Below are 12,823 nucleotides of genomic sequence, written 5' to 3' on the forward strand. Positions count from 1 at the left end.
GCCTGTACCCGCGATGGTCATCACGTTGAAATCACCGCCAACATCGCTTCGCTGGCCGAAGCTGAGCAGGCCATGACACTGGGCGGCGAGGGCGTCGGTCTGTTGCGTTCGGAGTTTCTTTATCTGGATCGCAACCATGCACCGAGCCATGACGAGCAAGCGTCCACCTACAGGGCCATCGCCCGAGCATTGGGGCCTGCGCGCAATCTGGTGGTGCGGACCCTGGATGTCGGCGGCGATAAACCATTGGCCTACGTGCCGATGGACCGCGAAACCAACCCGTTCCTGGGCATGCGCGGCATTCGTTTGTGCCTGGAGCGTCCGCAGCTGTTGCGCGATCAGTTCAAGGCGATCCTGAGCAGCGCCGGGTTGGCTCGGCTGCACATCATGTTGCCGATGGTCACGCAGTTGTCGGAGTTGCGGCTGGCCCGTCAGCTGCTTGAAGAGGAAGCGCTGGCAGCAGGACTCACGGAACTGCCGAAACTGGGGATCATGATCGAAGTGCCGGCAGCGGCGCTGATGGCGGATCTGTTTGCGCCCGAGGTGGATTTCTTCTCCATTGGCACCAACGACCTGACCCAATACACCCTGGCCATGGACCGCGATCACCCGCGGCTGGCCAGCCAGGCGGATAGCTTTCATCCATCGGTGCTGCGCTTGATCGCCGGTACTGTGAAAGCCGCCCATGCCCATGGCAAATGGGTCGGTGTGTGCGGCGCCCTGGCTTCGGAACATCTGGCGGTGCCGTTGTTGCTGGGGCTTGGCGTGGATGAGTTGTCGGTGAGCGTGCCGCTGATTCCGGCGATCAAGGCGGCGGTTCGCGAAGTCGACCTGCTGGACTGTCAGGCCATCGCCCAGCAAGTGCTGGGGCTGGAAAGTGCCGAGCAGGTACGCGAGGCATTGCGGCTGCACCACGAGGCGACGGTCGATACTTCACTGGTTCTGGAGAACTGAGCATGTTCGAGAAAATGCAGCGGGCGTTCTGGAAAGCGTTGACCCCGGATCTGGTGGTAGATGAGCCAAAACCGGTGGCTCAAGCCGTTTCCGGTCTGGCACCGAATGTCGTGGCCGCACTGGGCGGTGCGGATAACCTCAAGTCACATCAGCCCATGGCGCTGACCCGGATGCGGGTGGAGTTACGGGATGTGGCGCGGATGGATCGGCAGGCGTTGACGGCGGCTGGAGTGCCAGGCGTGATGATGCTGGACGGTGGAGTGGTGCATCTGCTCACCGGTTTGCAGTGATCGTTCCCACGCGTTGCCCTTACTGTTTCTCATCCGCAGGTGTATCGTATTCGCCTTTTGCAGGCACCGCGCCTGTGGCTGATACGTGAGGTAGTTGAGTTCATGTCCTTTACCCGTCGACAAATACTCGGTGGTCTGGCCGGTCTTGTGGTGGTTGGCGTGGGGGCCGGTGGCGCGTCGCGTTACTGGCTGGGCAAGATGGCCGACGCTGAGGCCGGCCACGACTATGAGCTGATCGCCGCCCCGCTGGACGTCGAACTGGTGACCGGGCACAAGACCGAGGCCTGGGCGTTCGGCCCCTCGGCGCCGGGCACTGAGTTGCGCGTGCGTCAGGGCGAATGGCTGCGGGTGCGTTTCATCAACCACTTGCCAGTGGCGACCACCATTCACTGGCACGGCATCCGTCTGCCGCTGGAAATGGACGGCGTGCCCTACGTGTCGCAATTGCCGGTACTGCCGGGCGAATACTTCGACTACAAGTTCCGTGTGYCCGACGCCGGCAGCTATTGGTATCACCCGCACGTGAACAGCAGCGAAGAACTCGGTCGCGGGCTGGTCGGTCCGCTGATCATCGAAGAGCGCGAGCCCACCGGTTTCAAGTACGAAAAGACCTTGAGCCTCAAGAGCTGGCATGTCGATGAAGAAGGCGCTTTCGTGCCGTTCAGCATTCCTCGTGAAGCGGCCCGTGGCGGTACGGCTGGGCGCCTGTCGACCATCAATGGCATCTCGCAAGCAGTGATCGACTTGCCTGCCGGGCAGATCACCCGCGTACGCCTGCTCAACCTCGACAACACCCTGACTTATCGCCTCAACATCCCCGGCGTCGAGGCGCAGATCTATGCGCTGGATGGTAATCCCATCGAACCGCGCCCACTGGGCAAGGAATACTGGCTCGGCCCGGGCATGCGCATTTGCCTGGCAATCAAGGCTCCGCCGGCCGGCGAAGAACTGTCCCTGCGCAACGGTCCGGTACGCCTGGGCACCTTGCGCTCAGTGGCCAATACCGACGCGCCGACCGAGTGGCCGCCGGCACTGCCCGCCAACCCGGTGGCCGAGCCAGACCTGGCCAATGCCGAGAAACTCAACTTCAATTTTGAATGGGTGGGCTCGGTGTCGGTCAACGTCGACAATGGCAAGCCGCCCAGCCTGTGGCAGATCAACGGCAAGGCCTGGGATATCACCGACAAGACCTGCGCCGACCGACCGATTGCCAAGCTCGAAAAGGGCAAAAGCTATATTTTCGAATTGAAAAACATGACTCAGTATCAGCACCCGGTCCATTTGCACGGCATGAGCTTCAAGGTTATTTCTTCGAACCGGCACAAGGTTATCCCGTACTTCACCGACACTTACCTGTTGGGCAAGAACGAGCGCGCGCAAGTGGCGCTGGTGGCTGATAACCCGGGCGTCTGGATGTTCCACTGCCATGTGATCGACCACATGGAAACCGGCCTGATGGCCGCCATCGAGGTGGCGTGATGCGTCAGATACGCCCCGCGGCGATTATCGACCGCAGCCGTGATCGTGATTTCATGCGCGAAGCCCTGGCCCTCGCCGCCGAAGGCGCGGCGCTGGGTGAAGTGCCGGTGGGTGCTGTGCTGGTGCAGGACGGTGAAATCATCGGGCGCGGTTTCAATTGCCCGATCAGCGGCAATGACCCCAGCGCCCACGCCGAGATGGTCGCGATCCGCGCCGCCGCCCAGGCCGCCAGCAACTATCGCCTGCCGGGCAGTACGCTATACGTGACGCTGGAGCCGTGCAGCATGTGCGCCGGGTTGATCGTGCATTCGCGGATTGCGCGGGTGGTGTATGGCGCGCTGGAGCCCAAGGCCGGAATTGTGCAGAGCCAGGGGCAGTTTTTTACCCAGGGCTTTTTGAATCACCGGGTGCTGTACGAAGGCGGGGTGTTGGCCGAGGAGTGCGGGGCAGTATTGAGCGAGTTCTTCAAGGCCCGTAGGGCCAAGCCAGCGGATTAGGCGGCGACAGGTAGGCCGCCTTGCCCGCGAAGCTTTTACTTGCGGGCAACAATCACCGCACGCATCGGCGCCGGCAGCCCTTCGATCGTTTTGCTGTGATCATCCGGATCAAGGAAATCGCTCAACGACTGATACTTCATCCATTCCGTCCCGCGTTGTTCCTCGACCGTGGTCATGCTCACATCCACGCAACGCACATCGCTGAACCCGGCGCGACGCAGCCACAGCTCCAGCGCCGGCACCGACGGCAGGAACCAGACATTGCGCATCTGTGCGTAACGGTCTTCCGGCACCAATACCTGTTGTTGATCGCCTTCGATCACCAGCGTCTCCAGCACCAGTTCACCGCCCTTGACCAGGCAATCCTTCAGCGCCAGCAAATGCTCGATCGGCGAACGACGGTGGTAAAACACGCCCATGGAAAACACGGTGTCGAACCCTTCCAGGTTCGGCGGCAGGTCTTCGAAAGGGAAGGGCAGGTGCCAGGCATTGGGCTCGGACAGGTAACGCTGCACCGCCTGGAACTGGCAGAAGAACAGCCAGTTGGGGTCGACGCCGATTACGCTGTCGGCCCCGGCACCGAGCATGCGCCACATGTAATAGCCGTTGCCGCAGCCGACATCGAGGATGCGTTTGCCCTTCAGGTCCAGATGCGGAGCCACTCGGGACCATTTCCAGTCCGAGCGCCATTCGGTGTCGACATGCACGCCGAACAGGTCAAACGGCCCTTTGCGCCAAGGAGACAAACCCATCAGCGCGGTGCGCATTTGCGCGCGGGTTTCATCGTCGCAATCGGTGTCCAGCTTAAGGCCGTTCAACAAGTCGACTTCGCTCGGCTGGATCTTCGGCAATGCATCCAGTGCGCTCTGCCAGCGCTCCAGGTCGCCGTGACCTTTTTCCATTTTCTTGTCGAGTTGCACTTGCAGGGTGTTGGCCCATTCGGCCAGCGGAGTACCGGCCAGACGGCGGGCGAGGGGGGACAAATCAATCATGGCAAGGCAATCAACGAGGCAAAGTTAAGACACTGGAACCACGGCACGACTTTCGAGAAACCGGCGGCCAACAGGCGTTCGCGATGTTCTTCGAGGCTGTCGGGCTTCATGACATTTTCGATGGCGCTGCGCTTCTGGGCGATTTCCAGTTCGCTGTAGCCGTTGGCGCGTTTGAAGGCCACGTGCAGGTCAGTGAGCAGCGCGTGTTCTTCGGGGTCATTGAAGCGCAGCTTCTCCGAGAGAATCAGCGCGCCACCGGGCAACAGCGATTGGCGGATGCGCGCGAGCAGCGCGGTGCGCTGGTCCGGGGCGATGAATTGCAGGGTGAAGTTCAGCGCCACCACCGAGGCCGGCTGAAATTCCAGGGCAAGGATGTCGCCTTCGATCACTTCCACCGGCAGCAACTCCTGGAACATCGAGTCCTGGCCGTTGAGGTATTCGCGGCAACGCTCGACCATGGCAGCGGAGTTATCCACAGCGATGACGCGGCAGCCGTCGGTGCGCACGTGGCGGCGCAAGGCCTGGGTCACGGCACCCAGCGACGAGCCCAAATCGTAGAGCACGCTGTTTGGCTGAGCGAATTGCGCGGCGAGCACGCCGAGGTTTTCAACGATGGTCGGATAACCCGGCACCGAGCGCTTGATCATGTCCGGGAACACCCGCACCACGTCCTCGTTAAAGGCGAAGTCAGGCACCTGGGCCAAAGGCTGGGCGAAAAGGCGATCGGATTCTTTGCTCACGGCGGTTCCAGCGGTGTAGGTGGAAAAGGCCGGCATTTTAGCCAACTTGGCGCGGGGATGCGCGGGTTTGCTGATAAACCGCCGGACTAACCTCGGTTAATGCAGAGACATGCTGTTGTGGCGAGGGAGCTTGCTCCCGTTCGGCTGCGCAGCAGTCGTCATCCGGTAAGTGGGTTTTGTCTGGGAAGTTGGTGTCGCCTGGGTTGGGGCTGCTTCGCAGCCCAGCGGGAGCAAGCTCCCTCGCCACAGGATTCAGCGCGGTTTCTGGGTGAACGCCGCCGCAATCCCCCATTGCCCCAGCCAGTAACTCAGGATGATCACGTAAGGCGCGGCATGAAATGGCATCACAAACCGGTTAATGCCAATCACGCTGTCAGAACACACAAACGCCACCGCGCCCGCCGCAGCCAGCAGCGCCGAGCGTTTGGGTACATCGGTGCCGAGTCGGGCCAGGGCGCGCCAGAGCATGGCGCTGATGGCCAGGCCGTAGACGATCACTGGGACCAGCAGCGGCCCCAAGCCATTGGAAATCAGAATCCCCAGCAGCACGGCACCCACGCCGAAGGCGAGGATCAGCGGCAACACAGCCAGACGCCGGCAATCGCTCAAGTAAGCCTTCAGATACGCCAGATGCGCGAGCAAAAATGCTCCAAGTCCAAACACGAACAAGTCTTGTGGCCATGCCAGCAACACATCGCCGACCAAGGAGAAAATCAAACCCAGGCTGATCCAGCGTCGATACTCGCTGGGCGGTGCATCGTGCAACCAGCCGAGCAGGGCCAGCACAGGCATCGGTTTGACCAGCAGGCAGAGCAGCGCGGCATGCACGCTCAGGCCATACATAAAGGTCACCGCGCCCATCAGCGCCAGAATCAGCCAGCCCACGATCAGTTAACCGCGATGGCGCAGTCGAAGGTTTGCACCGCCGGTACTTCCGGTGCCCACGGTTGTGAGTAAGTCAGCCGCAGGCGGCCAGTGCCGGTGGCGAAGGCCTGGAAACGCCAGGTCGAGACGCCGGCACTGCCGACGATCCCGGCGTCTTCCGGGTTGCTGTAAACCTCGGGGCTGAGCGCGCGCAACACACCACCGGCTGAATCCTGGATCGCCCAGCGGTAACCCGTGGTCGGGTTGCTCGGCAGCGTCAGGATCAGGGTTTGCCCGTTGTGCAGTTTCGCCGGGCATTCGCTTTGTTTTTCCACGGTCAGGTTCTGTTTCGGTTGCGAGGCGCAAGCACTCAGCAGAGCAAGGGCGAGGGGGAYAAACGGGCGAGTGGGGGACATAAGATCAGCGGCTCCGGCGTTCACGACGAACGGCGAGCATAACTGAAGATGAGACAAATTGTGACGGCCGCCCATTAGGGATGATCGGGCGCGGGAGGTGGGTAATGCCCGTCAGTCAAGTGCAGTCCATGTGGGAGCGGGCCTGTGGCGGTGCGGCATTCCGACAAGCCCCCTCGCCACAGGCCCGCTGCCAGTGGGTTTAGAGTGTGCCGAAAACTTTCTTCGCCAAACTGGTCGCCGCTGCCGCAGGGTTCTTGCGAATGGTTTCTTCCTGTTTGCCAATCATCTCGAACAACCCGTTCAACGCCTGCTCGGTGACGTAGCTTTCGATGTTGGCATTTTTCGCATCCAGCACACCCAGCGTCGCGGCTTGCCCGGCGAACGCGTTGTATTGCTGAGCCAAACCCACCTGGTCGGTGGCTTGCTTGACGATCGGCAAGAACTTGGTACGGATCTGTTCGCGGCTGGTTTTGCTCAGGTACTGAGTGGCCGAATCCTGGCCGCCGCTGAGAATCCCCTTGGCATCTTCCACGGTCATCTTCTTCACCGCATCCACCAGAATCGGCTGAGCCTGCGTTACCGCCGCTTCAGCTGCCTTGTTCATGCTGGTTTCCAGTTGATCGACCTGATCGCCCATGCCGAACTGTTTCATTTTCTTGGCGACCTTGCCCAGTTTTCCCGGCAGTTCGATTTTCACGTCCGGGTTGTTGCTGAAGCCGCCGGGTGTGCCCAGTTGTTTGACGGCCAGCTGCGCGCCTTGGGTCAGGGCGTCCTTGAGCCCGCCGGTGGCGTCTTGTTGCGACAGGTCACTGAGTGACAGTGCCAGGGCGTTGGCGCAGATCATCAAGCCTGCGCACAGGCCGGCGAAGCGAAGGGTAGGGCGGAGCATGGTGGCTTCCTTGTTCGTAAATAAGGTTGGGAACGATGTTGAAATTTAGTCGGTTTGCGCCGCCGTCGCGACTTGGTCCGCCGCATCTTCACTGCGATGCAGTGCCACCTGACGGATCGACAAGCGAATCTCCGCTGGCAGCACCCGCTTGGCGGCGCCTTCGGCCAGTTCACCCAGCAGTTCGTGGTAGCTCAGCTTGCCGGCTTTGTCGCGGCGCAGCACGTCGAGGTCCAGCATTGTCTGGATGAAATGACGGAACAGGCTCTTGTCGAAGAACTCCGGGGCGTTCAGGCCGTGGAGGATCGACAGGCGCTGGGCCATGACGGTGCACAGGTCTTCCAGTTCTTCGGCGCTGATGCTGTTCTGGCCGCTGTTGAGCAGCAGGGAAACGGTCATGTAGAAGCGCTGCAAGGTCTGGGCAATGCTTTTCGACAGCAGCGTCAGCAATACGAAATGCCGCGAACTTGGTGCCGGGCGCAGGTACACGTCCTTCTCGAAACGCAGCAGGCCTTGCTCGACGAAGGCTTCGAGCCACTGATCGATCACGCCATCGAGTTCGTCCAGTGTCCAACGAATGAACAGCTCCGATTGCAAGTACGGGTACAGCGCACGGGTGTAGCGCAGGATCTGCTCGCGGCTCATGCGCGACGCGCTCTGGAAGAAACTCGCCAGCAGCGACGGCAACGCGAATATGTGCAACACGTTGTTGCGGTAGTAGGTCATCAGGACGGCGTTTTGTTCGTCCAGGTACAGAATCTTGCCCAGCGCATCGTTCTGCTCAGACAGCAGGTTCATGTCCTTCACATGTTCGATCAGCGCGCGGCCGTCACCGTCCGGCAGGGTGGTGTGCGGCGAGTAGGGAACCTTGCGCAACAGCGCCAGATACAAATCGAGCACCCGCGCCATGGCGCGATCGTCCAGGGCCAGGCGGCTGGTGGACAGCAGCGCCAGGGCTACCAGATTCACCGGGTTGATCGCCGCCGCTTCGTTCAGATGCTGCGCGACTTTCTCGCCAAGGCGGTTGGTGGTTTCGTTGAGCCAGGCCGGTTTGAATTGCGGGCCGTGTGCCTGTTGGCGCCAGTCTGGCTGTTCGCTGTCGAGGAACTCCGCCAGTTTGATCGGCTCACCGAAGTTCACCGCGACCTGACCGAAACGCTGTTTGAGCGCGCCGATGACTTTGAAGATGTCGAAGATCGATTCTTTCTTCTTGCTCGCGCCACGCAATTCGCCGAGGTAGGTGCGGCCTTCCAGCACGCGCTCGTAACCGATGTAGACCGGCACGAACACGATCGGCATGCGCGACGAACGCAGGAAGCTGCGCAGCGTGATCGCGAGCATCCCGGTTTTCGGTTGCAGCATGCGCCCGGTGCGTGAACGGCCACCCTCGACGAAGTACTCGACCGGGAAACCTTTGGTGAACAGAGTGTGCAGGTATTCGTTGAACACCGAGGTATAGAGCGGATTGCCCTTGAAGGTGCGGCGCATGAAGAACGCACCGCCGCGACGCAACAGACCGCCGATCCCCGGCATGTTGAGGTTGATCCCGGCGGCGATGTGCGGCGGGGTCAGGCCGTTGCGGAACAGCAGATAGGACAGCAGCAGGTAGTCGATGTGGCTGCGGTGGCAGGGGACGTAGATCACTTCGTAACCCGGGGCGACCTTTTGCACGCCTTCGATGTTGTTGACCTTGATCCCGTCGTAGATCTTGTTCCAGAACCAGCTCAGCACCACTTCCATGAAGCGGATCGCGGTGTAGGTGTAGTCGGAGGCGATTTCGTTACCGTAGCGCAAGGCCTGGGCCTTGGCTTTTTCCGGGGAGATGTTTTCGCGCTCGGCTTCGTCGAGGATCGCTTGCTTGACCAGCGGCTGGTTGAGCAGGCCTTTCACCAGGTTACGCCGGTGGGAAATGTCCGGGCCGATCACCGCGGCTTTCAGATTGCGGAAGTGCACCCGCAGAATCCGCTGGGCCATGCGCACCGTGCGCTCGTGGCCCTTGTTGTGTTCGATCAGTTCGCGCAGATGGATCGGCGCCGAGAACTGCACCCGGGTCTTGCGCCCCAGCACGATGATGCTCAGCAACCGGCGCAACCGTCCGGTGACCGCCCAGCTGTCGGCGAACAGCAGCTTCCATGGGCTCGACTCGCTGTCTGGCGACTGGCCCCAGAACACGCTGACCGGGATGATCTGCGCGTCTTCGGCGGCGTTCTGGCTCAGGGCGCTGACCAGACGGGTCAGGGTTGGCGGCGCACCGCGCTTGTCCTGACGGCCGAGCCAGTCGGGATCCGGTGTCAGGTAAAAGAACGCGGCGGGCTCCACCAGCGCACCCACTGATACCGGCAATACCGGACGGGGCAGGCCGGCCTTGCTGCATTCGGTATCGACCACGGCAAGGTCGGTCAGCGAAGGATTTTGCAGGACGTAGAACACCGGCCGGCTGCGGTCGAGGTTAAGGGTGAACGACGACTGGTTGATCGTCTCTGAGCGAACCCAGAGGTACAGCAGTCGGCGCAGGGTGCCAAACACAAGACGGCGGAACGGGGAGCGGGTCATACGGCTTCTGCGTGAGTGAATAAAACCGAGCGTTTGCTCGGGCGGGCGATAGTGTGCCGGATTCATCGAAAATCGGCAAAAAAGCAGCGAAGTAAACTCCTGTTGAGAGTTTTCGCACCTGTCATATACTCGGCGGTCTGTCGCCGGGGCCCTTCAATGGACGTCGGATGCAGGCTGACGTTCCTCAAGGCTTTCCTGCGAAAAGCCCATTCAATAATAAAAAGGGAGTATGAACAGATGGCAACACGCGAAACCGGCAACGTGAAGTGGTTCAACGACGCCAAGGGTTATGGCTTCATTCAGCGCCAGGACGGGGTGGACGTGTTCGTGCACTACCGCGCGATCCGTGGCGAAGGGCATCGCTCGCTGACTGAAGGTCAGCAGGTTGAATATGCGGTGGTGGAAGGGCAGAAGGGATTGCAGGCTGAGGATGTTGTAGGTCTGTAAACCCGCAGAACCCTGTAGGAGCGAGCGGTGCGGCGATCCGACTTGCCCGCGAAGGCGTCATCACTGGCGCTAAAAGCTTCGCGGGCAAGCCTCGCTCCTACAGATTTATGCTTACGCAGATTACGCAGATTACGCGGTTTTCCAGGTGATCTCTTCTTCACCATCGACACTGATGCGAATCCAGCGATCTGCCGTTTCCTCACCTTCTTCCTCGACCCAGCTACCCGGCGCACAACGCACTTCGACGTTCAATGCGGCAAATGCAGCGCGGGCGCAAGCGATGTCGTCTTCCCATGGGGTCTGGTCGCTTTCCAGGTACAGGCTGTTCCATTTGCCTACGGCTTTGGGCAGCCAGGTCACTGGCACGCTACCAGCCTTGCACTTGTAGGTCTGGCCTTTCTGAACCCAGTCGGTGCACGGGCCTAGAGCCGCGCCGAGCCAGGCCGCGATGGCTTTGTGATCGACGTCGGCGTCTTTCAGGTAAATCTCGATGTCCGGTTGGCGCATGGATGTCCTCACTGCGGGTCTGAAAAATCCATTCGCGGATTTAGCCGGCCTTGAGCCTTTACTCAAGACCAAAAATTAAAGTTGTTCTCTAACTACTACTGCAGAACGAAATAATCGTAGCGCATCGAAACGGTGACCTCGAACGGTTCCACTTGTTCAATGACTGCTGTCCGGCGTTCGGCACTGGCGCGCCAGCCGTGAGGTGTCATCGCCAAGAGATTCGCGCGATCCTGACCATTGACCAGCGTCAGTTTGAATTCCAGGGTTTCGCTGTGTTGCAACGCCATGCCTTCCGGCACCAGCGCCAGGTGCTTGTCGTCGGTGTACTCGCGCACTTCGTCGTACAGCCGCTCACGCAATTCCATCAGATGGCCGCTGGTCGGCCCGACTTTCATCAAGCCGCCACCGGGGCTGAGCAGACGTTTGGCTTCTTCCCAGTCCAGCGGGCTGAACACGCTGGCCAGAAACTGGCAGCTGCCCGAGGCCAATGGCACCCGCGCCATGCTGGCGATCAACCAGGTCAGCGCAGGGTTGCGTTTGCAGGCGCGTTTGACCGCTTCCCGGGAAATGTCCAGAGCATAGCCATCGGCGTTGGGCAAGGCTTCGGCGATTTGCGCGGTGTAATACCCCTCGCCACAACCGATGTCCAGCCAGCGCTGCGGCGCATAACCGGCCGCCAGCTCCGCCAGACGCTTGGCCACCGGCGCGTAATGGCCGGCGTTCAGAAAGTCGCGACGGGCTTCGACCATCGCCTGGTTATCCCCAGGGTCACGGCTGTTCTTGTGCTGCACCGGCAGCAGGTTCAGGTAACCCTGTCGTGCGCGGTCGAAACGATGCCCGGCGGGGCAGGCCACGCCGTTGTCCACCGCGTTCAGCGGTTCGCTGCAGATCGGACAGGCGAGCATCAGGCGAGCAACTTGATCAGGGTCTGGTAGTAGATTTCGGTCAGCACGTCGAGGTCGGCCGCCAGTACACGCTCGTTGACCTGGTGGATCGTCGCGTTGACCGGGCCCAGTTCAACCACTTGGGTGCCCATGGTCGCGATGAAGCGCCCATCTGAAGTGCCGCCGCTGGTGGAGGCTTTGGTGTCACGACCAGTGATGTCCTTGATGCTCGCCGACACCGCGTCGAGCAGCGCGCCCGGCTCGGTGAGGAACGGCAGGCCGGACAGCGCCCAGTCGATGTGCCAGTCCAGGCCATGCTTGTCGAGAATGTCGGCGACGCGCTTTTGCAGGCCTTCGACGGTGGACTCGGTGGAGAAGCGGAAGTTGAATACCGCCACCAGATCACCCGGAATCACGTTGGTCGCACCGGTGCCGGAATTGACGTTGGAGATCTGGAAACTGGTCGGCGGGAAGAAATCGTTGCCGTGGTCCCAGTGCTCGGCGGCAAGTTCGGCGAGCGCCGGGGCGGCGAGGTGGATCGGGTTCTTCGCCAGGTGCGGATACGCCACGTGGCCCTGCACACCGCGCACGGTCAATTTGGCGCCGAGGGAGCCGCGACGGCCGTTCTTGACCACGTCACCCACCAGGGTCGTGCTCGACGGCTCGCCGACGATGCACCAGTCCAGACGTTCCTTGCGGGCGGCAAGGCGCTCGACCACAGCCTTGGTGCCGTGGTGGGCCGGGCCTTCTTCGTCACTGGTGATCAGGAACGCGACCTTGCCCTTGTGATCCGGATAGTCGGCAACGAAACGCTCGGCTGCCACGGTCATGGACGCAAGGCTGCCTTTCATGTCTGCCGCGCCACGGCCGCAGAGCATGCCGTGTTCGTCGATCACCGCGTTGAACGGATCGATCTGCCAGGCCGCCACCGGACCGGTCGGCACCACGTCGGTGTGACCGGCGAAGCACAGCACCGGACCGTCATGTTTGCCGTGGGTCGCCCAGAAGTTATCCACATCTTCGATGCGCATCGGCTCCAGCATAAAACCGGCATCGCCCAGGCGCTGCATCATCTGCTTCTGGCAATCGGCGTCGACCGGCGTCACGGATGGACGGCGGATCAGGTCGATGGCGAGTTGAAGTGTCGGCGAAAGGTCGGCGTGGGCCGTCATGTAAGAACTCCGAGGTGCGCACGGTAAACATGTAGGAGCTGCCGAAGCAGCTCCTACCGAGTTTGTTGGCATTGAAAAAGGCGATCATTCTAAAGCAAAACGGCGGCCCGAAGGCCGCCGTTTGACGTTATCTAATAACGGA

The 12,823-nt window shown here is 61.2% G+C and carries 14 protein-coding genes; 5 read left to right on the top strand and 9 right to left on the bottom strand.

Features of this window, described 5'->3' with window-relative positions; all coding sequences use genetic code 11:
- The 4 genes from AC1DIS_RS00785 to tadA all read left to right on the top strand — a co-directional run.
- Positions 1-954, top strand: a 954-nt coding sequence (locus AC1DIS_RS00785; RefSeq protein ID WP_477780713.1) for a phosphoenolpyruvate--protein phosphotransferase, incomplete at its 5' end; no start/stop codon positions are given.
- Between the two features lie 2 nt (positions 955-956).
- Positions 957-1,244 carry a PTS sugar transporter subunit IIB gene (locus tag AC1DIS_RS00790; RefSeq protein ID WP_111454288.1) on the top strand — a complete coding sequence of 96 codons (288 nt, stop codon included), beginning with the start codon at positions 957-959 and terminating at the stop codon, positions 1,242-1,244.
- 102 nt (positions 1,245-1,346) lie between these two features.
- Entirely contained in the window at positions 1,347-2,723 is a 1,377-nt protein-coding gene (locus tag AC1DIS_RS00795; protein WP_477780714.1) for a multicopper oxidase family protein, read from the top strand.
- Complete coding sequence (tadA, locus tag AC1DIS_RS00800) at positions 2,723-3,220, top strand: tRNA adenosine(34) deaminase TadA (RefSeq protein WP_018927040.1); 498 nt, start codon at positions 2,723-2,725, stop codon at positions 3,218-3,220. The genes AC1DIS_RS00795 and tadA overlap by 1 nt, the downstream gene beginning before the upstream one ends.
- Positions 3,221-3,255: 35 nt before the next feature.
- On the opposite strand, the gene cmoB is transcribed toward tadA, so the two are convergent.
- The 6 genes from cmoB to plsB all read right to left on the bottom strand — a co-directional run bounded on the left by cmoB (position 3,256) and on the right by plsB (position 9,671).
- Entirely contained in the window at positions 3,256-4,212 is a 957-nt protein-coding gene (gene cmoB / locus AC1DIS_RS00805) for a tRNA 5-methoxyuridine(34)/uridine 5-oxyacetic acid(34) synthase CmoB (RefSeq protein ID WP_007940467.1), read from the bottom strand.
- Positions 4,209-4,988, bottom strand: a complete 780-nt coding sequence (gene cmoA / locus AC1DIS_RS00810) for a carboxy-S-adenosyl-L-methionine synthase CmoA (protein WP_018927038.1) — start codon at positions 4,986-4,988, stop codon at positions 4,209-4,211. Before cmoA ends, cmoB begins: the two co-directional genes overlap by 4 nt.
- Before the next feature lie 216 nt (positions 4,989-5,204).
- On the bottom strand, positions 5,205-5,837 hold the full coding sequence (locus tag AC1DIS_RS00815) for a lysoplasmalogenase (protein ID WP_477743276.1): 633 nt from the start codon (positions 5,835-5,837) through the stop codon (positions 5,205-5,207).
- A gap of 2 nt (positions 5,838-5,839) precedes the next feature.
- Entirely contained in the window at positions 5,840-6,232 is a 393-nt protein-coding gene (locus tag AC1DIS_RS00820; protein ID WP_477780715.1) for a protease inhibitor I42 family protein, read from the bottom strand.
- 199 nt (positions 6,233-6,431) lie between these two features.
- Complete coding sequence (locus tag AC1DIS_RS00825; protein ID WP_007940472.1) at positions 6,432-7,121, bottom strand: DUF4197 domain-containing protein; 690 nt, start codon at positions 7,119-7,121, stop codon at positions 6,432-6,434.
- A gap of 45 nt (positions 7,122-7,166) precedes the next feature.
- A complete protein-coding gene (gene plsB / locus AC1DIS_RS00830) occupies positions 7,167-9,671 on the bottom strand; it encodes a glycerol-3-phosphate 1-O-acyltransferase PlsB (RefSeq protein ID WP_477748754.1) in 2,505 nt (834 codons plus the stop codon).
- Positions 9,672-9,908: 237 nt separating this feature from the next.
- On the opposite strand from plsB, the gene AC1DIS_RS00835 reads away from it, so the two are divergent.
- Positions 9,909-10,118: a cold shock domain-containing protein gene (locus AC1DIS_RS00835; protein ID WP_007940478.1), complete on the top strand. Its 210-nt coding sequence runs from the start codon at positions 9,909-9,911 to the stop codon at positions 10,116-10,118.
- A 129-nt stretch (positions 10,119-10,247) separates the two neighbouring features.
- Here the strand turns inward: AC1DIS_RS00835 and AC1DIS_RS00840 are convergent, their stop codons facing one another.
- The 3 genes from AC1DIS_RS00840 to dapE form a co-directional block, all read right to left on the bottom strand.
- Positions 10,248-10,625: a hypothetical protein gene (locus AC1DIS_RS00840; protein ID WP_018927031.1), complete on the bottom strand. Its 378-nt coding sequence runs from the start codon at positions 10,623-10,625 to the stop codon at positions 10,248-10,250.
- Positions 10,626-10,720: 95 nt separating this feature from the next.
- Positions 10,721-11,530, bottom strand: a complete 810-nt coding sequence (locus tag AC1DIS_RS00845) for a putative RNA methyltransferase (RefSeq protein ID WP_018927030.1) — start codon at positions 11,528-11,530, stop codon at positions 10,721-10,723.
- Positions 11,530-12,681: a succinyl-diaminopimelate desuccinylase gene (gene dapE, locus AC1DIS_RS00850; protein WP_028939204.1), complete on the bottom strand. Its 1,152-nt coding sequence runs from the start codon at positions 12,679-12,681 to the stop codon at positions 11,530-11,532. Before dapE ends, AC1DIS_RS00845 begins: the two co-directional genes overlap by 1 nt.
- Between the last annotated feature and the right edge of the window lie 142 nt (positions 12,682-12,823).

This window comes from Pseudomonas sp. 05N433 (assembly GCF_056396925.1).

Bases quoted from the DNA above. Each gene is read 5' to 3' on its own strand.
- AC1DIS_RS00790 (WP_111454288.1), top strand. From the start codon at position 957: ATGTTCGAGAAAATGCAGCGGGCGTTCTGGAAAGCGTTGACCCCGGAT.
- cmoB (WP_007940467.1), bottom strand. From the start codon at position 4,212: ATGATTGATTTGTCCCCCCTCGCCCGCCGTCTGGCCGGTACTCCGCTG.
- AC1DIS_RS00845 (WP_018927030.1), bottom strand. From the start codon at position 11,530: ATGCTCGCCTGTCCGATCTGCAGCGAACCGCTGAACGCGGTGGACAAC.
- AC1DIS_RS00835 (WP_007940478.1), top strand. From the start codon at position 9,909: ATGGCAACACGCGAAACCGGCAACGTGAAGTGGTTCAACGACGCCAAG.
- tadA (WP_018927040.1), top strand. From the start codon at position 2,723: ATGCGTCAGATACGCCCCGCGGCGATTATCGACCGCAGCCGTGATCGT.
- cmoA (WP_018927038.1), bottom strand. From the start codon at position 4,988: ATGCCGGCCTTTTCCACCTACACCGCTGGAACCGCCGTGAGCAAAGAA.
- dapE (WP_028939204.1), bottom strand. From the start codon at position 12,681: ATGACGGCCCACGCCGACCTTTCGCCGACACTTCAACTCGCCATCGAC.
- plsB (WP_477748754.1), bottom strand. From the start codon at position 9,671: ATGACCCGCTCCCCGTTCCGCCGTCTTGTGTTTGGCACCCTGCGCCGA.
- AC1DIS_RS00825 (WP_007940472.1), bottom strand. From the start codon at position 7,121: ATGCTCCGCCCTACCCTTCGCTTCGCCGGCCTGTGCGCAGGCTTGATG.
- AC1DIS_RS00840 (WP_018927031.1), bottom strand. From the start codon at position 10,625: ATGCGCCAACCGGACATCGAGATTTACCTGAAAGACGCCGACGTCGAT.